At 45.8% G+C, this 20,924-nt stretch carries 26 protein-coding genes; 22 read left to right on the top strand and 4 right to left on the bottom strand.

All coding sequences use genetic code 11. The features are described from left to right. The first annotated feature begins 39 nt into the window (after positions 1-39). The 7 genes from ACT6R0_RS02500 to ACT6R0_RS02470 all read left to right on the top strand — a co-directional run bounded on the left by ACT6R0_RS02500 (position 40) and on the right by ACT6R0_RS02470 (position 4,826). Positions 40-573 carry a response regulator transcription factor gene (locus tag ACT6R0_RS02500; RefSeq protein WP_444667356.1) on the top strand — a complete coding sequence of 178 codons (534 nt, stop codon included), beginning with the start codon at positions 40-42 and terminating at the stop codon, positions 571-573. A 56-nt stretch (positions 574-629) separates the two neighbouring features. After that, on the top strand, positions 630-1,145 hold the full coding sequence (locus ACT6R0_RS02495; RefSeq protein ID WP_444650986.1) for a DUF4199 domain-containing protein: 516 nt from the start codon (positions 630-632) through the stop codon (positions 1,143-1,145). Next, complete coding sequence (locus ACT6R0_RS02490) at positions 1,145-1,504, top strand: VOC family protein (RefSeq protein ID WP_444650985.1); 360 nt, start codon at positions 1,145-1,147, stop codon at positions 1,502-1,504. The genes ACT6R0_RS02495 and ACT6R0_RS02490 overlap by 1 nt, the downstream gene beginning before the upstream one ends. 114 nt (positions 1,505-1,618) lie before the next feature. Next, the gene (locus ACT6R0_RS02485; protein WP_444650983.1) at positions 1,619-2,218 is read left to right on the top strand and encodes a Crp/Fnr family transcriptional regulator; all 600 of its coding nucleotides are present in this window, start codon (positions 1,619-1,621) and stop codon (positions 2,216-2,218) included. 314 nt (positions 2,219-2,532) lie between these two features. Continuing rightward, complete coding sequence (locus ACT6R0_RS02480) at positions 2,533-3,255, top strand: pirin family protein (protein WP_444652309.1); 723 nt, start codon at positions 2,533-2,535, stop codon at positions 3,253-3,255. 110 nt (positions 3,256-3,365) lie between these two features. Then, a complete protein-coding gene (locus ACT6R0_RS02475) occupies positions 3,366-3,896 on the top strand; it encodes a YceI family protein (RefSeq protein ID WP_444650981.1) in 531 nt (176 codons plus the stop codon). A gap of 102 nt (positions 3,897-3,998) precedes the next feature. Beyond that, complete coding sequence (locus ACT6R0_RS02470) at positions 3,999-4,826, top strand: hypothetical protein (RefSeq protein ID WP_444650979.1); 828 nt, start codon at positions 3,999-4,001, stop codon at positions 4,824-4,826. A gap of 143 nt (positions 4,827-4,969) precedes the next feature. Here the strand turns inward: ACT6R0_RS02470 and ACT6R0_RS02465 are convergent, their stop codons facing one another. Further along, positions 4,970-6,016, bottom strand: coding sequence for an RluA family pseudouridine synthase (locus ACT6R0_RS02465; RefSeq protein WP_444650977.1), 1,047 nt, complete (start codon positions 6,014-6,016; stop codon positions 4,970-4,972). Beyond that, positions 6,017-6,625: a PASTA domain-containing protein gene (locus tag ACT6R0_RS02460; RefSeq protein ID WP_444650975.1), complete on the bottom strand. Its 609-nt coding sequence runs from the start codon at positions 6,623-6,625 to the stop codon at positions 6,017-6,019. 353 nt (positions 6,626-6,978) lie between these two features. Between ACT6R0_RS02460 and ACT6R0_RS02455 the strand changes: the two genes are divergently transcribed. The 5 genes from ACT6R0_RS02455 to ACT6R0_RS02435 all read left to right on the top strand — a co-directional run bounded on the left by ACT6R0_RS02455 (position 6,979) and on the right by ACT6R0_RS02435 (position 11,593). Further along, positions 6,979-7,965: a D-alanine--D-alanine ligase gene (locus tag ACT6R0_RS02455; protein WP_444650973.1), complete on the top strand. Its 987-nt coding sequence runs from the start codon at positions 6,979-6,981 to the stop codon at positions 7,963-7,965. 78 nt (positions 7,966-8,043) lie between these two features. After that, positions 8,044-8,499, top strand: coding sequence for a pantetheine-phosphate adenylyltransferase (gene coaD / locus ACT6R0_RS02450; RefSeq protein ID WP_444650971.1), 456 nt, complete (start codon positions 8,044-8,046; stop codon positions 8,497-8,499). 4 nt (positions 8,500-8,503) lie between these two features. Beyond that, positions 8,504-10,234, top strand: a complete 1,731-nt coding sequence (locus ACT6R0_RS02445) for a hypothetical protein (protein WP_444650969.1) — start codon at positions 8,504-8,506, stop codon at positions 10,232-10,234. Further along, positions 10,231-10,833 carry a hypothetical protein gene (locus tag ACT6R0_RS02440; protein WP_444650967.1) on the top strand — a complete coding sequence of 201 codons (603 nt, stop codon included), beginning with the start codon at positions 10,231-10,233 and terminating at the stop codon, positions 10,831-10,833. Before ACT6R0_RS02445 ends, ACT6R0_RS02440 begins: the two co-directional genes overlap by 4 nt. Before the next feature lie 10 nt (positions 10,834-10,843). After that, the gene (locus tag ACT6R0_RS02435) at positions 10,844-11,593 is read left to right on the top strand and encodes a hypothetical protein (RefSeq protein ID WP_444650965.1); all 750 of its coding nucleotides are present in this window, start codon (positions 10,844-10,846) and stop codon (positions 11,591-11,593) included. A gap of 108 nt (positions 11,594-11,701) precedes the next feature. Here ACT6R0_RS02435 and ACT6R0_RS02430 read toward each other — a convergent pair whose 3' ends face one another. After that, positions 11,702-12,304: an NUDIX hydrolase gene (locus tag ACT6R0_RS02430; protein ID WP_444650963.1), complete on the bottom strand. Its 603-nt coding sequence runs from the start codon at positions 12,302-12,304 to the stop codon at positions 11,702-11,704. A 7-nt stretch (positions 12,305-12,311) separates the two neighbouring features. Here ACT6R0_RS02430 and pyrE point away from each other — a divergent pair, with 7 nt between their 5' ends. The 5 genes from pyrE to ACT6R0_RS02405 all read left to right on the top strand — a co-directional run bounded on the left by pyrE (position 12,312) and on the right by ACT6R0_RS02405 (position 15,549). Continuing rightward, on the top strand, positions 12,312-12,953 hold the full coding sequence (gene pyrE, locus ACT6R0_RS02425; RefSeq protein WP_444650961.1) for an orotate phosphoribosyltransferase: 642 nt from the start codon (positions 12,312-12,314) through the stop codon (positions 12,951-12,953). 43 nt (positions 12,954-12,996) lie between these two features. After that, positions 12,997-13,389: an SRPBCC family protein gene (locus tag ACT6R0_RS02420; protein WP_444650960.1), complete on the top strand. Its 393-nt coding sequence runs from the start codon at positions 12,997-12,999 to the stop codon at positions 13,387-13,389. A gap of 87 nt (positions 13,390-13,476) precedes the next feature. Beyond that, positions 13,477-14,013, top strand: coding sequence for a hypothetical protein (locus ACT6R0_RS02415; RefSeq protein ID WP_444650958.1), 537 nt, complete (start codon positions 13,477-13,479; stop codon positions 14,011-14,013). Continuing rightward, the gene (locus ACT6R0_RS02410) at positions 14,013-14,753 is read left to right on the top strand and encodes a metallophosphoesterase family protein (RefSeq protein ID WP_444650956.1); all 741 of its coding nucleotides are present in this window, start codon (positions 14,013-14,015) and stop codon (positions 14,751-14,753) included. Before ACT6R0_RS02415 ends, ACT6R0_RS02410 begins: the two co-directional genes overlap by 1 nt. 103 nt (positions 14,754-14,856) lie before the next feature. Beyond that, complete coding sequence (locus tag ACT6R0_RS02405) at positions 14,857-15,549, top strand: DUF4241 domain-containing protein (protein WP_444650955.1); 693 nt, start codon at positions 14,857-14,859, stop codon at positions 15,547-15,549. 43 nt (positions 15,550-15,592) lie between these two features. Here the strand turns inward: ACT6R0_RS02405 and ACT6R0_RS02400 are convergent, their stop codons facing one another. Further along, positions 15,593-16,321 carry a biotin--[acetyl-CoA-carboxylase] ligase gene (locus tag ACT6R0_RS02400; protein WP_444650953.1) on the bottom strand — a complete coding sequence of 243 codons (729 nt, stop codon included), beginning with the start codon at positions 16,319-16,321 and terminating at the stop codon, positions 15,593-15,595. A gap of 93 nt (positions 16,322-16,414) precedes the next feature. On the opposite strand from ACT6R0_RS02400, the gene rsfS reads away from it, so the two are divergent. The 5 genes from rsfS (at position 16,415) to ACT6R0_RS02375 (ending at position 20,922) form a co-directional block, all read left to right on the top strand. After that, positions 16,415-16,786, top strand: a complete 372-nt coding sequence (gene rsfS / locus ACT6R0_RS02395) for a ribosome silencing factor (protein WP_444650951.1) — start codon at positions 16,415-16,417, stop codon at positions 16,784-16,786. A 14-nt stretch (positions 16,787-16,800) separates the two neighbouring features. Continuing rightward, positions 16,801-18,732: an ATP-dependent zinc metalloprotease FtsH gene (gene ftsH / locus ACT6R0_RS02390; RefSeq protein WP_444650949.1), complete on the top strand. Its 1,932-nt coding sequence runs from the start codon at positions 16,801-16,803 to the stop codon at positions 18,730-18,732. Between the two features lie 103 nt (positions 18,733-18,835). Beyond that, positions 18,836-19,438 carry a lactate utilization protein B/C gene (locus ACT6R0_RS02385; RefSeq protein ID WP_444650947.1) on the top strand — a complete coding sequence of 201 codons (603 nt, stop codon included), beginning with the start codon at positions 18,836-18,838 and terminating at the stop codon, positions 19,436-19,438. 1 nt (position 19,439) lies between these two features. Then, positions 19,440-20,279 carry a phosphatidate cytidylyltransferase gene (locus ACT6R0_RS02380; protein ID WP_444650945.1) on the top strand — a complete coding sequence of 280 codons (840 nt, stop codon included), beginning with the start codon at positions 19,440-19,442 and terminating at the stop codon, positions 20,277-20,279. Then, positions 20,269-20,922, top strand: a complete 654-nt coding sequence (locus ACT6R0_RS02375; protein ID WP_444650943.1) for a phosphatidylserine decarboxylase family protein — start codon at positions 20,269-20,271, stop codon at positions 20,920-20,922. The genes ACT6R0_RS02380 and ACT6R0_RS02375 overlap by 11 nt, the downstream gene beginning before the upstream one ends. Positions 20,923-20,924: the final 2 nt, after the last annotated feature.

Raw genomic sequence — 20,924 nt, 5'->3', positions numbered from 1 at the left:
CGATATGTGCTTCAGGATAAAATAATTTATCTTTGCCCTATGGGGTTCCGTTCGGCATTAATAAAAAACAAAGAGGTCATAGCATATGGCGTGTGCCTGGCTTTGCTGCTGCTATTGCTGCGGTGGCTGGAATTCCGTTTCCTGGTGCTGAGCCATTCGATGGAGGTTTACATCGGCCTGATAGCACTGCTGTTCATGGGGCTTGGCATCTGGCTGGCTTTGAAATTGGCCAGACCAAAAAAAGAGACCATCATTATTGAAAAGGAGGTCCACATTCCTGCGCAAACAAAATTTATTTTTAACGTAGCGGAAGCAGAGCGCTTAGGACTGAGCAAACGCGAACTGGAAGTGCTGCAATTGCTCTCTGAAGGGCTGAGCAATGCCGAGATCGCCGAGCGGCTGTTCGTATCGCTCAACACGGTTAAGAGCCATACCTCTAAAATATTTGAAAAACTGGAGGTAAAACGGAGAACCCAAGCGGTCGAGGTTGGGAAAAGGTTGGGATTGATAGGTAATTCATTACCCGAAAGTATGGCAACGCCTATAAACACCAAAAATCACCCGAAAGTATGACCGCATTTACAGGGCATTCCGCCAATTTTGGCCCATAGATCTAAAACAAAAACTTTATGAAAAAACTTGTACTTACCTATGGCCTCCTTGGGGGTGGGATCTCAGTGATCGGTTACCTTATCACAATGGTTACCGGAGCACCTCATAATGACTTTGCCATGCTTATAGGCTTTGCCTCTATGCTGGCGGCCTTCTCGCTTATTTTTGTGGCTACCGTAAAATACCGTAAGGAGCATGAGGACACCGTGAGCTTTGGCAACGCGTTCCTTATTGGTCTATACATATCGCTTATCGCCTCTACCATATATGTATTGGTGTGGCTGTATTACTTGTATAATGTCTACCCGGACTTTGCGCCCAAGTATGCGGCAGAATATCTCGAAGGCCTGAAGGCGGCGGGAAAATCGGCAGATGTTATAAAAGCGGAGACTGCCAAAATGAACGAACTTATTACCAACTACAAAAAACCATGGTTCGTGATCGGGATGACATATACCGAGATACTTCCAATAGGGATCATCGTATCTTTGATAAGCGCGGCCATTTTAAAACGTAAACCAAAACTACAATAATGGGAAAAGTAACAGGACTGGGCGGATTATTCTTCCGTTCCAAAGACAGCAAGGCACAAGCACAATGGTATGAGGAAAACCTGGGCATCAATTCAGCCACGAGCGGATACATCTGGATGCAGGAAGCGGGGCCAACGGTGTTCTCGCCTTTCAAGCAGGATACCGACTATTTTGGCAGCGCGGAGCAGCAATTCATGATCAACTTCCGTGTAGAGGGGCTGGATGAGTTGCTGGCAGATCTTGCGGCCAAAGGTGTTCGCATAGACGACAACAGGATGGACGAATCGTATGGACGTTTCGCATGGATATACGATCCTGAAGACAACAAGATCGAGCTTTGGGAACCGGTCAACGGGTAAAAGTCCCTTTTGTCATTTGGACGATAGGAGAAATCCCGCAGTATATGAGATCTCTCCTATCTTCGAAATGACAAATACCTCTCTTTTAATTATATTTGTGTAAAACCTCACATCATGGATATTTCGCAGATAAATAAAAGCATCAGCCGGTATGTAAACTTTTCAGAGGAAGAACTGGATATTTTCAACTCGCTGCTGGAACACCGCAAAGTCCCTAAAAAAACCATCATGCTTCGGGAAGGCGAAATGTGTGACTTTGAAGCCTTTGTGATAAAGGGTTGTGTACGCAGGTATTATATCGACCCCAACGGCTTTGAGGTGATATTGCATTTTGCCATTGAGGATGCCTGGGTAAGCGACATTTCCTTCAGCATTTATGAAGACAAGCCCAGCCGCATTTTCATTGAGACCATGGAGGATTGTGAATTCCTCGTTTTCACTCCCGACACCAAGGAACAACTTTTCGCAAAAGCCCCAAAATTTGAGCGGGCTTTCCGCATACTGTTACAGCGCAACCTGGCCCACACCCAGAACAGGCTGTTCAATGCCATATCCAAAACCGCGCTCGAAAAATACCTGGAATTCCTGGAGCAATACCCTACCCTGCCCCAGCGCGTGGCGCAACACTACATCGCTTCCTATCTGGGCATCTCGGCAGAGTTCCTAAGCAAGACGAGAGCGAAAGCAGCGAAAATTTCAGATTTCAGATCGTAGATTTCAGATTTTCCACTCATACTCTTTAAAGGTCAACGGCAAGAGTGTAGCTCAATCTGAAATCTACGATCTGAAATCTGAAATAATTTCTTGTCCCAGTTCAATGCCCAACCGTTTTTTATGGCTCAACTTTGTCATGTAATTAAACAACAGCAATTATGAACCGGAAAGATTTTATAAAAAAAGGCCTAATGGGGACAGGGATGTTCATCACTTCGGCCGCTGTGGGCGACGCGCTTAAAAACGACATTGACGAAATAACCCCTTTGGAACCTATAGGCTTCAACCACCTGCCCAACCCGGGCTCGCTGGTACTGGAAAATACTGTCCTGCACAAAGCGGGAACCCGCGGCCACGCCAACCACGGATGGCTCGACTCGCACCATACCTTTAGCTTCGCTAATTATCACAACCCCGACAGGATGCATTTTGGGGTTTTGAGAGTGCTGAACGATGACAGGGTTGATCCCGGGATGGGTTTCGGTACGCACCCGCATGATAACATGGAGATCATTTCCATTCCGCTGGAGGGCGACCTGGAGCACAAGGACAGCATGAACAATACTGCGGTGATCCGCAAAGGCGACATACAGGTTATGAGCGCCGGTATAGGGATATACCATAGCGAATACAATAAGAATAAGGACAAGCTGACCAAATTCCTTCAGATATGGGTGTACCCCAACAAACGGAACGTAACGCCCCGCTATGGCCAGATCACGCTTGATGAAACTGCAAGGCGCAATAACCTGCAGCAGGTACTTTCCCCTAACCCGGATGACGAGGGCGTATGGATCCACCAGGATGCCTGGTTCCACCTCGGCACTTTTGATACCGACAAGCAGGCCAATTATTCACTTAAGAAAAAAGGCAACGGCATTTATGCGTTTGTCATAAAAGGCGACTTTACCATTGGCACTATTGAACTAAACCAGCGCGATGGCCTGGGGATATGGGATACTGATGAGATATTAATCACCGCCAATTCGCAGGATGCAGAAATCCTGCTCATGGAAGTTCCGATGGCATTACGCTAAATATTTGCAAATAAATTTCGTAACTAAAAATAATTTAATACATTTGTATATACAAATTTTGTAGATACATCTATTATATTAAATATAACAACATTTAAAATTTTAAGAACATGGCAACAACAAAATGGGCAATTGACCCAACACACTCAGAGATCGGATTTAAAGTAAAACACATGATGTTCAGCAACGTATCGGGCAAGTTTGACGACTTTACCGCTGAAGCCATAACAGAAGGCGATGATTTCGAGAATGCTGAATTTGATTTCAGTGCTGAAGCATCATCTGTAAATACAGGTAATGCCGACCGTGACAACCACCTTAAGACAGCTGATTTTTTTGGCGTTGAAGAGGATGCTAAGATCACGTTCAGATCAACATCTTTCAAAAAGAACAGCGATGACGACTACACCCTAATCGGCGACCTTTCCATCAAAGGGAATACAAAACCTGTCACCCTTGATGTGGAATTCGGCGGTATCGCAAAAGACCCATGGGGCAACACCAAGGCAGGCTTTAGCGCTACAGGCAAGCTAAACCGTAAAGATTTTGGCCTTACCTGGAATGCGGCACTTGAAACCGGCGGTGTATTGGTTAGCGAAGAAGTAAAACTGGTAATAGATGTCCAGTTCGTAAGAGCATAAGTTTGGTAATTGGTTTGTTTTGAAACCCCGTAGCAGTGAGTGCTGCGGGGTTTTCTTTTTATACGAAATATATCTTTTAAGCGTTTGCCAGTAAAACAAGTTATGAAGTCATATTTACTATTCTTCTTTTCAGCATTTTTATGCTCCTGTTCGGGATACAGGCAATCATCTCTGGAAACACCTATAGAGATTTACAGCAGCGATGACTTTTCCAAAAAAGTTGTCATCATAGATACCGCCTGCATAAATGAAACGAAAAGGGCTGAAAATGACATTGCTTTAGACAGACTGGTAATAAGGCCCTACTCCTCCTTTATGGCTCCTGAATTCCGTGCAAAATACCTTGAGCTTAATATCGAGCATTACATAAGGCCCCAACTTGCACAATATAATATCACTCTTGATACGAATGCTGTTATGATAAGCGATGTGGTATTTCCGCACGACCACTTTTTCGTAAAAAATTGTTACGAGGGTCGGATGCGGACTGAGATCCGGAAAAGGCATGGGGGGAATTTTATCGATTCAATTACCAGTAAAGCGGAACAGCAATACGTAACCGATAATCCTGACCGCATATTTCATTTGCATGAAAAAGACCATATTCCAAAAGAGAGTAAAAAGGAATATGAGGATTTCATCGACGGAACGGATACAGAATTAAAAAAATCATTCGTGTATCCTGTGGGTTACCTAAAGAAGAGCGGAAAAAAATCTTCATATACAGATGTTGATTTTGTACTTATGAAAAATGGCTCCGTTAAAGACCTTATAATTGAGTCCACATTCCAGAATCCTGAGAATGAGAAATTCAGGGCTTACTTCGAGGCCGAAGTAGCAAAATTCATAAAAAATGTAAAATGGATGCACCCTACATTTTCTGGACTGATAAGGGACTGTGAAATGAGTTACGTATTTTTCCATCAATGACAACCCCTGCTAAGCGTTACAGGGTTTTGTATTGTATTCCCGAAATTTGTATTGTATAGACGCAGTGCCTTAGTCTTACGTAAAAGAGGCAAATCAGTACGCGAGACGCAGTCCAGGCCTGCGTCTCAAAATAGTGGTGGAATTTAATCCTCCTCCTCTTCCGCCGTATGCGATTTGGAATACACTCTCCATTTTTCAACGCATTCGGTCATATCTGCCGGAATTGGAGCTTCAAAACGCAGGAACTCTTTGGTCACAGGGTGCTCAAAGCCCAGCGTGCGTGCGTGCAGCGCCTGTCTTGGCAATATCTTGAAGCAGTTGTCTATAAATTGTTTGTACTTGGTAAAGGTAGTGCCCTTCAGTATTAGGTCGCCACCATAGCGTGCGTCGTTAAAGAGCGTATGCCCTATGTACTTCATGTGTACGCGTATCTGGTGGGTGCGTCCTGTTTCAAGTCGGCAGGATACGAGCGTAACATAACCCAATCGCTCAATGACCTTATAGTGGGTTACTGCGGGCTTGCCTTCGCTGCCATCAGGGTACACCATATTCTGCATACGGTCTTTGGGATTTCGGCCGATGTTGCCCTCGATCGTACCTTCATCTTCTTTTAAGTTGCCCCAAACCAATGCAATATACTCCCTTTCGGAAGTTTTTTCGGAGAATTGTTTTGTAAGTCCGGCCATGGCTAGTTCGGTCTTGGCGATCACCAAAAGACCCGAAGTATCCTTATCAATGCGGTGTACCAGTCCCGGCCTTTCGCTGCTGTTCATAGGCAGGTTCTCGAAATGGTAAGCCAGCGCGTTCACTAGTGTACCTGAATAATTGCCATGCCCCGGGTGCACCACAAGCCCCGCGGGTTTGTTAACTACCAATAGTTGGTCGTCTTCATACACAATGTCCAGGGGAATGTTTTCCGGTTCCAGCAGGTGTTCATAAGGCGGGTGTTCGAGCTTCATGCTCACTATGTCACTGGCCTTTACCTTGTGGTTCGACTTAACAGGGATATCATTCACAAAAATGTTCCCTGAATCGGCAGCCTTCTGTATCTTATTCCGGGTGATGTTCTCTATAAGGTTCATCAGGAATTTGTCTACCCTTAGCGGGGCCTGTCCTTTTCCTGCCTCAAACCTGTGGTGTTCGTATAGTTCGTCTTCCGAGTCGTTTTCAATAATAGGTCGTGTCGTCATTTATTCTTCGTCATCAATATTAATATCCTGTGTCCCTGTGCTGTCCGGCTCTTCATAACCTGTCTTTCCGTCGCCCAATACCAGATCGATCTTCGAGGCTTTCATTACTTTATCGCCTCCTTTAAGCTTTTTGCCGTTCTGCCACATTTCAAGAACTACATCTTTTGCCAAATACGGTTTATACGTCTTCTTGCCTTCCTCAAGCCCGTTAGCCTTTAATGTCGGAATAGCAGCACGATAGGTTTTCTGTATCAGGTCGGGAAGCGCAATAGTGCTGAATTTTCCCGCGTTCACCTTGATATATACTTTACGGTCTTCCTTAACATTCACGTTCGGTAACGGATCCTGCTCTACAATGCTGTAAGGAGGGAACTCCGGGCGGAAATCCACCGTATCGAGGACTACATATTCCAGATCAATGTTCTCAAGCGCTTCGGCAGCCTGCTCCACCTTCATTTTACGAAGGTCCGGCACCGGTATCTTCTGGTCGTGGTTGGTGGCAAATCCCAACCATTGCAGTACAAGGAAAACCACTACGATCACAATGCCGATGGCTATCGCGAGGTGCTTGAAGAATACTTTACTCGTCAGGAAATTTTTAAGGCTCATACAAAATCAATTTTGGCAAAGATATGAATAATACTAAACTTTTGCGATGGATAAGGACGGTAACCTCTGTGGGGTGCTTTTTACCAAGCACAAAGATCTTTCACAAAGGACACAAATACTATTTTGCCTGCTAAAAGATCACAAAGGTACGCTTCGCCTTGTGCTTTGTGCGGCCTTAATTTGTGTCCAGTGTGGTAAAAACAATTCTGCAAAGCAGAAAAACCAACTGCTTGCAAGAAAGTTCCCCCACGGTTAGCATAAATTCCCGACAGACTATCAATATAACGCAAATAATGATAATTTTGTGTAAGTACCGGTACACACGCCGGCTTACAACCAATACTTATAAATAAATGAACATAGCAGTGGTAATGGGCGGATATTCAGATGAGTCCGTCATATCGATACGCAGCGGGCAGCTGATACTCAACAACCTTGACCGTACTAAATATACGCCGTATGAAGTGCACATCCTCCCAGAAGGCTGGGACGTACTCATTGACGGACAAAAATATCCCATTAACAAAGGCGATTTTTCTTTTGAGAAGGACGGGCAGAAAACCACTTTTAATGTCATTGCCAATACTATCCACGGTACACCGGGCGAGGATGGCCACATGCAATCCTACTGGGAACTGCTGGAGATCCCGTATACCGGCTGTGGCTTTTACCAAAGCGCGCTAACGTTCAACAAGCGGGATACGTTAAGCGTACTCGCGAAGTTCAACATTCCCAGGGCGAAGTCGATATACCTGTCCAAAGGGGACAGTATTACCGCTGAAGAGGTAGAAGCCACTTTGGGCCTCCCCTTCATGGTAAAGCCAAACCAGAGCGGCAGCAGCCTGGGTGTTTCGAAAGTAAATGACCTGGCCGAATTTGATAAGGCATTGGGATTCGCTTTCGCGGAAGACAGCGACATCCTTATCGAATCGTATCTTAAAGGTACGGAAGTATCGGTAGGTGTCCTGAATTACAACGGTAAGACTACGGTTTTGGGTCTGACCGAAATCGTGTCGCACAATGACTTTTTTGATTATGAAGCGAAATATTTGGGCAAATCGGAGGAGATAACCCCTGCCCGCGTGGATGCCGCAACCGAACAGAAGATACGCGAAACGGCCGCCAAAGCCTATGAGGCGCTGGGAATGAGCGGGTTTAGCCGAACTGACTTCATCGTGATGGATGGCGAGCCGCATTTCATAGAGATCAATACCAATCCGGGACTGTCGCCTGCCAGCATCTTTCCGCAGCAGGCCGCACATGCCGGGGTAGCAATGAGCGATCTGCTGGACAGCGAGATACAGCAGGCGATGAAAAGAAAAGTATTGTGGAAGAGGTAGTCCTCTCCCCAGCCCTCTCCAAAGGAGAGGGAGCAACTTCACTCAAAACCTGAAACTTTAAACCTGAAACAAAAAAAGATGAGAATAGCTGTATTCCCCGGGTCTTTCGACCCCATAACCCTTGGACATTACGACATCATCAAACGTGGCGTGCCGTTATTTGATAAGATCGTGGTGGCCATAGGCGTGAATGCCGAGAAAAAATACATGTTCCCTCTGGAGGAGCGACTAAAGTTCATAAAAGAGGCATTCGCCGATGAGCCAAAGATCGAAGTGATCACCTACCAGGGCCTTACCATCGACCTGTGCAAAAAAGTCGGGGCCGGATTCATACTGCGCGGCCTGCGCAACCCGGCCGACTTCGAGTTCGAAAAAGCCATCGCGCATACTAATCGCAAGCTGTCGCAGATCGAGACCGTATTCCTGCTTACCGCGGCCAGCACATCGTACATCAGTTCGAGCATTGTGAGGGACGTACTGCGCCACGGTGGCGACTACACAGTACTAGTACCCAATTCGGTACGCGTGAAATAAGACTATGAAGAAACTTTTAGCATTGTTGCTGTTTACGGCGACCCTGTCGGCACAAAAAAATATGTACACAACACCTTACGAAAAAGGCAACCGCAACCAAACCGCTACCTACCAGGAGACCATCGACTTTTTCAGGCTGCTGGACAGGGATTTTGAGTCCGTACAACTGCTCGAAATGGGCCCGACCGACAGTGGCATCCCATTGCACATCGTCATTTACAATCCCGATAAGGTGTTCGATCTAGCAAAAATGCACGATAACAAGGCAGTGCTGTTCGTTAACAATGGCATTCACCCCGGCGAACCTGACGGCATCGACGCAACAATGATGTTGTACCGCGACCTTGCTACAGGCAAGGTACCGGCACCGAAGAATACGGTTATCGTAATGATCCCTATTTACAACATCGGCGGGGCGCTCAACCGCAATTCGCACAGCCGGGCCAACCAGAACGGGCCGGAAAGTTATGGCTTCCGCGGCAATGAGCGCAACTACGATCTTAACCGCGATTTCCTGAAAAGCGATACCAAAAATGCCCGCAGCTTTGCGGAGATATTCCACAAGGTACAGCCGGACATCTTTATAGACAATCACGTGAGCAACGGCGCCGACTACCAATATGTATTCACCTATATCGCCACTCACCACCAAAAGCTGGGCGGCAATTTGGGCACTTTCTATAAGGCCGAAATGCTGCCGAAGATACTGGCAGCAATGAAAGCCAAAGGCATTGAGGCGACTCCTTACGTGAATATACACGACGAAAAACCTGACGGCGGATTTGCGCAGTTCATGGACTACCCGAGGTACTCCACGGGGTATGCCTCGATGTTCAACGTACCTGGGTCGATGCCCGAAACACACATGCTGAAAAACTATGCCGACCGTGTAAAGGTTACCTATGAATACATGGCCGAAACCCTTGCCTACATCGAGCAAAACCATAAGCGCATAAAAGAGCTTCGCTCAGAAAATGACAGGCATTACAAGGCCGGTATGCAGTACCCGCTGCTGTGGGAGATCGATTCTACGGAAGTGACACTACTGCCTTTCCTGGGTTACGAAGGCGGTTTCAAAACCAGCGAGGTATCGGGCAAGCCAAGGCTGTATTACGACCGCAAAAAGCCGTTCAGCAAGACCGTGCCTTACTACCAGCGCTATAACCCAACCCTGGAAGTGACCATCCCGGAAGCCTATATCATTCCGCGATCGTGGTGGAATGCCGTCGAACTGCTTCAAATCAACAACATCAGAATGGAACCCTTGGCACAGGATACTGAGATCGAGGTGGAAAGCTACCGCATCGTTGACCATAAAACTTCGAGATCGCCATATGAGGGGCATTACCCGCACTACGGCACACAAGTAAAAGCTACTACCCGCAAAGTGCTTTTCCGCAAAGGGGACTTTGTGATCCCGACAAACCAGCCGGGCGTGAAATACCTGTTGGAAACACTTGAGCCACAGGCCAACGACTCGTACTTTAACTGGAACTTTTTTGATGCGATACTACAACAGAAAGAGTATTTTTCGGCCTATGTATTCGAAGATACTGCTGCTAAGCTACTGAAGGATAACCCGAAACTCAAAACGGAATTCGACGCCAAAAAAAAGCAGGACAGGGCCTTTGCGAATGATGGTGATGCCCAGCTGGACTGGATCTATACGCAGTCGGAATATTACGAGAAAACACACATGGAATATCCTGTTTACAGGAAGATGAGATCGCTATGATACGGACAGTATCGAAGTTTTTCTTTTTATTACTCGCCTCAGGTACCCTCTTTTCGTGCGAAGAGAAAGCACTGAAATTGACTGATAACGTGCCCTTTGAAAAGGAAACCTATGAACTTATCAACCTTAATTTGTCGCAAGCAGAATATCAGGAAGCTAATCTGCCTGACAAGTTGTTTATTGAGCCATTTCATGAGAATGACCACATTTTGAGTAAAATTGAAAACGCTTTCCCAAAGGAAGATCTTGAATTTGTGCGTAAGCAATTGAGAGACACAACAGCTTTTACACTCAAAGGCAAAAAACTATTATTGTCAGAAAAAGTGCGTCTGATTTCAGACGATACGCTTAAAAGAATGTTTAATGATGCGATAAAGACTGAGAAATTTTCTGCCTTTTGGGATGGTTACAGGAAAAAGTTTGGAAAAGGGATAATGCTGGTGTATGCCAAACCGATATTTTCTAAAGATGGTAAGACAGCAGCATTTTATGTTTCAAGCTCTTACGGCCCTCTGTCAGGCGGGGGCTCTATAATGCTCTTTACAAAGAAAAATAAAAAATGGGAACCAGTCCGGACGCTCTCTTGGTGGATAAGCTAACACATTTAAAATGAAACACCTCCCCCTCACCCTTGATCCGCGCCTGTTTGCCCTGCTCACATTCGCGTTCGTACTGGCAACCATCATAGGCACTGTAAGCCATGAAGGCGGCCATTATGCAGTAAGTAAAGCACTTGGCTATGATGCCTACATCAGCTATGCTTCTTCGGGGACAAGGTCCGGCATCAGCGAGCGGGAGATGGCGGTTTTTGATTCTTTATATAAAGCAGACAAAGTTAAGATACACGCAAAAGAAGATTCGCCTGAAAAGAAATACTATCTCGAATACCGCGAGCAGCTAAGCGGCAAGTTTAAGGAACACCCGAAACAACACTCACTGCTGATTGTGCTGGGCGGGCCGGCACAAACCATGCTTACCGGGATGCTTGGCTTTTGGCTGTTATGGCGCTGGCGCAAAAAGGGAGTGCTTATCGATCCTTTAAAAGTAAAGCACTGGATTGGAGTATTACTGGCCTTCTTCTGGTCGCGGCAAGTGTTCAACTTCATAATGTCGCTTCCTGAATTTTATTCGTCGCAAAGTTTAGCCAGCGATGAACCCCGCATTTCACGCTACTTCGGATGGCCGGACTGGTCGTTCGGATTGGCAACATTCATCCCAGCGGTACTTATCCTGTGGTGGGTAGTTTTTAAAGCCATCATAAAACAACAGAGGTTCACTTTCCTGCTATCAGGGTTGGCCGGAAGTGCTTTCGGGTGGTTTATCTGGATGTACTGGCTGGGGCCGAGGTTGTTGCCTTGAATTATTTCAGATTCAGATTGTAGATTTTTCCACTGCTGCTCCATAAATGTAGCATCTACAGCAAGAGTGAAGCTCAATCTGAAATCTACAATCTAAAATCTGAAATTATTACCTTTCCACTTCCGCATTCTCAAACAACAGCTTTATATTGTCGTAAGAATTCTGCAATGCATCTTTGATCTCATCCGGCTTTAGCCAGGCCACTTTTTCGATGCCTTCATTAGCCTGTCCGGTAAGCGGGCCGTTATAATTGGTCTTCATTTCGAACCAGTGCGTCACCTTGAGCTTATACACACCGTTACGTTTGAAAACGTGATACGTTTTTTGCAATTTATTGATGATCTTCAGGCCGCTAACACCGGTCTCCTCCTCTACCTCGCGCATGGCCGTATCCTCGATCTCCTCCCCTTTTTCTATGCCGCCTTTCGGCAGGTCCCACTTACCGTTACGGAAAATGAAAAGCACCTCGCCATTGGCATTATACACCAGTCCTCCGCCAGCTTTTGCTACAGGTATCTTCTCCTTCAGCTTTTTGAGGATCTCCTTCTCGTCAGGGTAATATAAAAAGGCTTTCTGCACCTTGTTATTGAACATCTTTTTTATCAGCTGCTCAATATCAACGGTTTCCAGTAAGAACATCTGGAAATCGGTTTCTTTTTCAACTTGGTTGGTCAAAAAAAGTGGCTTATCGTTTACAAAAACTTTATACATTTGCAGTATGATTTTCAATACAGACACCGCTAAAAAAACAGCCGAATTGCTTTTACAAATAAACGCAATTAAATTAAATCCGCAAACACCATTTACATGGGCTTCGGGTTGGAAGTCGCCTATTTATTGCGATAACAGGATAACTCTTTCATTTCCACCGATACGCAATTACATCCGTGAGGAGTTTTCCAAGCATATTGAGAAGGAATTTGGCAAGCCCGACGTTATTGCCGGGGTAGCTACAGGCGCTATCGGTATAGGGATGCTTGTGGCAGAGTACATGGGACTGCCGTTCGTATACGTGCGTCCTGAGCCTAAAAAACACGGCCGCCAGAACCAGGTGGAGGGCTTTTTGCAAAAAGGCCAGAACGTAGTTGTGGTAGAAGACCTGATATCGACCGGAAACAGCAGCCTTTTGGCCGTTGATGCGCTAAAAGCCGCCGGTGCTAACGTAAAAGGGATGGTGGCGATATTCACTTATGGGTTTGATGTTTCTGTGGAGAATTTCAAAAAAGCAAATATAACGCTGCATACGCTAGGTAACTATGACACCTTGCTTGAAGAAGCCGCGGCAAAACAATATATTACCGAAAAAGAGCAGGAAACCCTGAAGGAGTGGAGGAAAAACCCTTCGACGTGGGGACAGTAATTATTGAAAATTAAAATATTTAAAGATTTAAAATCTGAAATAAATGAACTTAGAAAGCCCAAAAGTAACTGTAAGCCAACCGGCACACTATATATTCGACCAGCTGAGCGATGTAAAGAACTTCGAGAAGCTGATGCCGGATAACATTTCAAAGTTCGAAGTGACCGGCGAGGAGTCTTTCATATTCGCATTAAAAGGAATGCCTGAGATCAAATTGAAAATGAAGGACAGGCAGGCTCCAAACAAACTTGTATTAGGAGCCGCGAGCGACAAGCTCCCATTCACGCTTACAGGGAACATCAGCAGCATTTCAGACAGTTCGAGCGAGGTGCAGTTGCTTTTTGAAGGAGAGTTCAATGCTATGATGGCGATGATGGTAAAAGGGCCGATAAGCAAGTTCATCGAGACATTAGCAAATAATATGCATAAATTATAAGATAAACACTGCATGACGCGTTAAATTTTAAGCCTTTTAGCAAAAACTAAAAGGCTTTTTTATATTTTTATCGGAGATATGACAGTTATGAAAAAGTTTTTGCTGGCCCTCTGTATCCTCGTAGGCGTCATGGGCCGCTCCCAGGGGGTAAATGGCGCGCTGGATACTGCATTGCTTACGCAGGCTAATGCCATGGGCAAGGCGTTTGTCAGTAAGGACTATGCGGCCTTTATAAAGTACAGCCATCCTGTTGTGGTATCGATGATGGGTGGGCGCGATAAAATGCTTTCCGACACGCAGGAAAGCTTCAGGTCTTTTGAAGAGCAGGGCGTCAGCTTTATTAACGTGACGTTTTCAGCACCCTCGAAAATACTGGAGTCGGAAGGCGAATTGCAAACCACTTTTACCGAAATAATAGAAATGCGCATACCCGGCGGCAAACTGACGGCCTACGCCAAAGTGATAGCATTATCCAAAGACAACGGGGCGCACTGGTACTTTATAGACTCTACCGACCACCCTATAGAAATGATGCGGAAGATCATTCCTTCCCTCCACCCCGACCTCGAACTGCCGGAGCATATGGAGGCATCATATGAAGAAGACACTAATCCAAAGCCTTAATGCGCATAGCCCTTATTACCGACACCCATCTGGGTGATACTACCCCCATGTCCAGGGGAATCGACCCTCAAAAGAACCTTGACACCGTATTGAGTGACATCGCCGAAAAAGATGCCGACCTGCTTGTTTTTGCCGGCGACATTACCGAACCGGGCCATTACCCTGAATTCTTTAGTAAACTGGCTGATCTTTGTCCCGATCACAAAGCGATATTGGGTAACCATGATGACCACGATGAAGTCGTGAAGCATTTTACACATCCGTCAGCGAGTGATACGGAACTGTACTATTCCTACGAAGACGTGGAGTACAAGTTCATTTATCTCGATTCCTCATCAGCCCACATCAGCGATGCGCAATTCAGCTGGCTTATCAAGGAAGTTGGGACAGACAAGGAATTCATCATCTTTATCCACCACCCGGTGCTTGGCCTCGATACCGGCATGGACCATATTTACCCGCTGCAGGGACGGGAACGCATCAATGCCTTATTGCAGCAGTGCCAAAAACCTGTAACTGTTTTTTGCGGCCATTACCACATGCCCGACGCACGGCGGGAAGGCAATATCACGCAGTACATTACCCCGGCTGTTTCCTTCCAGGTAAATAAAGCATCACAGGTTATAGATATCAATGTAGATTCTTTCGGATATAGGATCATTGATATTGGCGAGACCATCAGCACATCACTTTTTATGAATAGCGGCAACGGCTTTATTGAAGACGAGGATACATTGTAGCTAGCTCTGGGATCTAGAAATTCGCTCACGGGTTAAAGATTTTATAAAGTAAGCACTGTCACAGATGTTTTGAGTACTTTTAATACCCAAAACAAAACACACCATGAAAGATAATAACGAATTCGAACTACCGTATGGCCTGGATGAAGCCATGCAGGCGGAGGAACTTGTAGAGATACATATTGGCGATGTAAACCTGCCTACCGGAAGGATCATCGCCGCCGACCCATTTTTTACCGAAGAGCAACGGCCTTTTTCAAGAACCGTGGAGCCTGATAAATATCCTGTTTACATTTACGTGGCAAAAATGGATGAGCTGCACCACAGGATCGCATATGCGAAGATTAAATTCCGCCCTGAGACCGCATCACGATGGATACTCGCGCTTACTGACGACCTGACCCCTGAAGAGCTTAACGACCTGGGAGACGACGAATTCTATGGCTTCCCTGTAGAATCGGGGCTGGCATGTTTTCTTGACGAGGAAACAAACGCGGAACTTATCGCAAAGATCGACAGCGTGCAGGATGGCAAACCGGAATCCAACTATTATGATGAAGTGCTGGCAGAAGAGTTCATGCAATATTCGGGCAAGAATAACTTTTCGAGGCAGTTGGGCGACTGGAACGACCACCACCCTAATGCCGGATCAGACAACAATGCCATCATGTTCGCCTCTGGCTGGGGTGACGGGTACTACCCTGCCTACTGGGGCCTTGGCGAAAATGGCGAAACCATAGAGCTTACTATCGACTTCCTTATTAGTGATTTTGAAGATGAGGATACTGAAGATTAAAAGCTTCAGTCGCAGCTGCATTTTTAGAAATATGCGGCTGCGACTAATATAATAAAGTAACTTCCTTCAACCCAAAAGATGCGATCGTGTCATCTTCCAACAACACTTCAAGATCGCCATTACGGCTCACTCCCCTGATAATACCCATAAACCTGTGGCCTTTTTTTTCAAACGGCATGGGGACATCTTTTTTAAAGAGCCTGTCGTGGTACATTGACCATATCATATCAATATCCTTATTCAGGATCCGCGATGTATTACGCCTGAGCTTTTCTGTTATTACCAGCATTATTGCTTCGTTATCGAAGTCGGCGCCATCAATTACTGACAGTGATGATGCTTTTGGCAGTCCCGAAAAATCCTTTTGATTGACATTCAGACCAATACCTATGATGGAATAGATCTCGCCATCAGTCCTGATGCTGTTCTCTATTAATATCCCGCCAATTTTGTAATTGCCTGCCAAAATGTCGTTAGGCCATTTAATGCAAATTTCCTTTTTTGTAAATCCTTCCAAAGCCTGTGCAATGCTCAGGGCAACTGCTGCATTAAGGGTAAAGATCTCGGCGATACCCAAAAGCAGGTCTTTCACTAACACACTAAAGGTTAGGTTTTTGCCCGGCTCCGCATCCCACTTCGCCCCCATCTGCCCCTTTCCCTGTGTTTGGTTTTCGGCCACGACTACGGTAAAGTTTTCTACATACCTTTCGGCAAGCAGCTGCTTAAGGTAGTCGTTGGTCGAGCTAATGGCACTGAGTTTGATGATATTCATTACAAAATAAGACGGATTTATCTTTTTAATCTTGTGTTAAGGTTCAAAAGTAAATACAAAAAATGGTAACTTTGCTAAAATATAAATTTTTAGATGGCGAAAAAAAATGTAAGTAATGATGCTCTTTTAGCCAACATCATTAAAGGGATCGAAGAAGTAAAAGGAAATGATATTGATATCCTAGACCTCAGGGCGATAGATAACACCGTGTGCGATTATTTCGTGATCTGCAACGGTACTTCAAATACTCAGGTGAACGCGATAGTTCACTCTATCCAGAAAATAGTTTCAAAGGAATTGAAAGACAAGCCATGGCACGTGGAAGGCACGGAAAATGGCGAGTGGGTACTTATGGACTATGTGAACATTGTGGTTCACGTTTTCCAGAAGCATATCCGTGAGTATTACAACATAGAAAGCCTGTGGGGTGATGCCAACATAACATCGATCCCAAGCAACTACTAATCCAACGAAATTTCATGTCAAAAGATAACAAACCGAATAAGGTAAAAGTAAGCCCGTGGCTTATATACGGCGGTATACTGCTGATGTTCCTTGCCATCAATTACGTTGTTGGCGGTTCATCATGGAGCGACCCCAAGCCTACGTCGCTTTCCACATTCTATAAATACCTTGATGCCGGACAGGTAAGCAAGGTGGTTTACAACAAGACAAATGCCGAAGTTTATATTAAAGATGAGTTCCTTAAAAACAAGGAGCACTCGAAGCTGCAGCAAAAAGACATGCTCGGCAACGCGGTCAAAGGGCCTCATTATTCGGTAAATATTGGCGATAAGAATGAGCTGTTCAATGAAAAGCTTGACAAAGCTTATCAGGAAGGCAAACTTGCCGAGTATGCTTCGGAACCGGACAGCATTTGGGGCGACCTGCTCATCGGCATCCTCCCTATCCTTATCCTGGTAGCATTGTGGATCTTCATGATGCGCAGGATGTCAGGCGGCGGTGCTGGCGGTGGCGGTGGCCAGATATTCAATATCGGCAAGTCCAAAGCCAAATTGTTCGACGAAAAGAACGATATTAAGGTGACATTTAAGGACGTAGCAGGACTTGAAGGCGCCAAGGAAGAGATACAGGAAATCGTTGAGTTCCTTAAAAATCCTGAAAAATATACCAGCATTGGTGGTAAGATACCAAAAGGCGCATTGCTGGTAGGCCCTCCGGGAACGGGTAAGACCCTTTTGGCGAAAGCCGTTGCAGGCGAGGCCAAAGTACCGTTCTTCTCGCTTTCGGGTTCTGATTTCGTAGAGATGTTCGTAGGTGTGGGTGCTTCAAGGGTACGCGACCTTTTCAAGCAGGCGAAGGAGAAATCCCCGGCTATCATATTCATCGACGAAATTGACGCTGTAGGGCGTGCCCGTGGCAAGAATAACTTCTCAGGCTCTAACGATGAGCGCGAGAATACACTGAACCAGCTCCTTACTGAGATGGATGGTTTCGGCACCAATACCAACGTTATCGTCCTTGCAGCGACCAACCGCGCCGATGTGCTTGACAAAGCCCTTATGAGAGCCGGACGTTTTGACAGGCAGATATATGTTGACCTTCCGGACATCCGTGAGCGCCGTGAGATATTCGAGGTACACCTTAAGCCCCTTAAAAAGTCGGAAGACTTGGATACCGAATTCCTTGCCAAACAAACCCCCGGCTTCTCGGGCGCGGACATTGCCAACGTATGTAACGAAGCAGCGCTTATTGCCGCCCGTAACGACAAAAAAGCAGTGGACAAGCAGGATTTCCTTGATGCGGTAGACCGTATCGTAGGCGGACTGGAAAAGAAGAACAAGATCATATCGCCGGAAGAAAAACGCGCGATCGCCATACACGAAGCAGGTCACGCCACTGTAAGCTGGATGCTGGAACATGCCGCGCCCCTGGTGAAGGTAACTATCGTTCCTCGTGGGCAAAGCCTTGGGGCCGCATGGTACCTTCCTGAAGAAAGGCTGATCGTGAGACCGGAACAGATGCTCGACGAAATGTGTGCCACTATGGGAGGCCGCGCTGCTGAAAAGGTGACCTTTGACAAAATATCGACCGGCGCCCTTAGCGACCTTGAAAAAGTGACCAAACAGGCACGTGCAATGGTAACGATATATGGCCTTAATGAAAAAGTAGGGAACGTAACTTACTACGATTCGTCAGGACAGAGCGAGTATAATTTTTCCAAACCTTATTCTGAAGATACGGCACAGATCATCGACAAGGAGATATCAGCGCTTATCGAAGAACAATACAGGCGTGCTATAAACATTCTTGCCGAAAATAAAGACAAGCTGAACAAGCTGGCCGACATCCTTATCGAAAGGGAAGTGATCTTTAAGGACGACCTTGAGGAGATCTTCGGAAAAAGGCCTTTCGACAAGCATGGGCATGAAGCAGTTACAGAAGCGTAAACTTACATTTACTAAATAAAACCAAAAATCTTAATTCGATCGTTAAATTGAATTAAGATTTTTTTATCTTTGGGTATGTAAGGTAAAAACGGGGGAAATCTCTATGAGTCTTTTTAAAAAAATCTTTGGTGCCGCAAATGATGTATCCGGTGAAGAACACGGGCAGGACGGGCACCCTTACCTACCGGAACAACAACTTCCTATAGATGAGATGTTCATGGTCAACTTCCGTAAAAATGGAGGTAAGTTCATCTATTGCGATAACCTTGGTGAAGTGCACGAGCAGTTCCTTAATGTACTTGAGGAGAATGACTGGTTTGAGTGCGAAGCCCTGTGTTTTGAGCCGCGCCTATACCCCCTGCTCGACGAGAACAGGCTAAATTATAACAATCCGCAACAGCCTAAATTCATTTTGGCGACCTGCGAGAACCTTGTGGCCGACGAAGGCTCCATCCTTTTTTCATCCAACCAGATCAAGCAAAAGAAGCCGCATGAGCTTCCTGCCAACATCGTGGTATATGCCACTACCAGCCAGATACTGGGCACGAAGAGCGACGGCCTGCGCGAAATAAAGCGCAAGTACGACAAAGACTACCCTACGAACATCACCACCATAAAATATTTCGAAAAAGCCAAGGAAGAAGATTTCATGCACTATGGCAGTGCCGCGAAAAACCTGTACCTGCTGCTTTTAGAGGACCTGTAAGATGAATGAAAGCATAGTCAGGGCACTGTCGGGCATCGTATACATTGCATTATTGCTGGGCGCAACGCTCTACTCCCCAATTAGCTTTATGGCATTATTCAGCATCTTCATGCTGATAGCCATTACAGAATTCTGCAGGCTGGTTGATCTTAATTACATTGTTCCTATACTTGTAGGCACTGCTTTTTTCGGCCTGTTCGTCTTTATGATCCCAAATCATAGTTTTTCCGGAAATTTGATGCCTTCCCTTGGATCGGTGCTAATTTCCATTTTATTGCTCGAAGACCTTTTTAGCACAAGGCCATCAGCACAGAAAAATGACATTGTGAAATATGCACAGTTGATCGGCTATGTTATACTTCCTTTCATACTGATCATCAAATTATCTGTATTCTCACTAAATAAAAGCGGCTACAATATTGGAGACACCTATGCACCAATTATTGTAATAGGCTGCTTCGTCATCATTTGGACCAACGACACCTTCGCCTACATTGTCGGCAAAGCCATTGGCAGGCATAAGCTTTTCGAGCGTATTTCCCCGAAGAAAACCATTGAGGGTTTCCTGGGCGGGATGGTCTTCGCCATAGCGGCAGGATATATACTGAGCATTTATTTCAAAGTCCTGAGCCCGTTACACTGGATGGCATCAGCGGCAATCCTTGTGATATTCGGGACTTTAGGCGACCTTGTAGAATCTAAATTCAAGCGCGTCGCGGGCGTAAAGGACAGCGGGAATATAATGCCGGGCCATGGCGGAATTTTAGACAGGCTCGATAGTATCATATTTGCGATACCTTTCCTATTTTTGTATTACCAAATCATACACTATGTTTCATAAAGAAGGAGCAAAAATTATTTTTATCGCGCTTGCGATAACCGTTGGGGTTGTGATCCTCACCGAACAGTTCATCCACAATTTCTGGCTACTGAAGACCATTCAGGTCTTCGCGCTCATTTTCCTGATCCTGATATTGCAGTTCTTCAGGAATCCCAAGCGTTATACCGATGCGGCCGACCACAGCATCATTGCGCCTGTAGACGGCAAAGTAGTGGTGATCGAAGAGGTTTACGAGCCGGAATATTTTAAGGACAAGCGCCTGCAGGTTTCCATCTTTATGTCGCCCATCAATGTACACGTAACACGCTATCCGGTAAACGGCCTGGTAAAGTTCAGCAAATACCATCCGGGCAAGTACCTTGTGGCCTGGCACCCGAAAGCAAGTGAAGAGAACGAACGTACAACGGTCGTGATCGAGAACAGCCATTTTGGCGAGATACTGTACAGGCAGATCGCCGGAGCACTGGCAAGGCGTATCGTGAACTATGCCCGCGAAGGCATGCAGGCAGCGCAGGGTACCGATGCAGGGTTCATCAAGTTCGGCTCGAGGGTCGACCTGTTCCTGCCATTGGGAACAGAAGTGAATGTAAAGCTGAACCAGAAAGCGGTTGGCGGAAAAACGGTAATAGCAATAAAAGCATAATA

Origin of the sequence: Flavobacterium sp., assembly GCF_052437795.1 — a bacterium.
GTDB lineage: Bacteria > Bacteroidota > Bacteroidia > Flavobacteriales > Flavobacteriaceae > Flavobacterium.
Note: the sequence above shows the minus strand (reverse complement) of the source record. Positions and strands in the feature narration are given on the sequence as shown.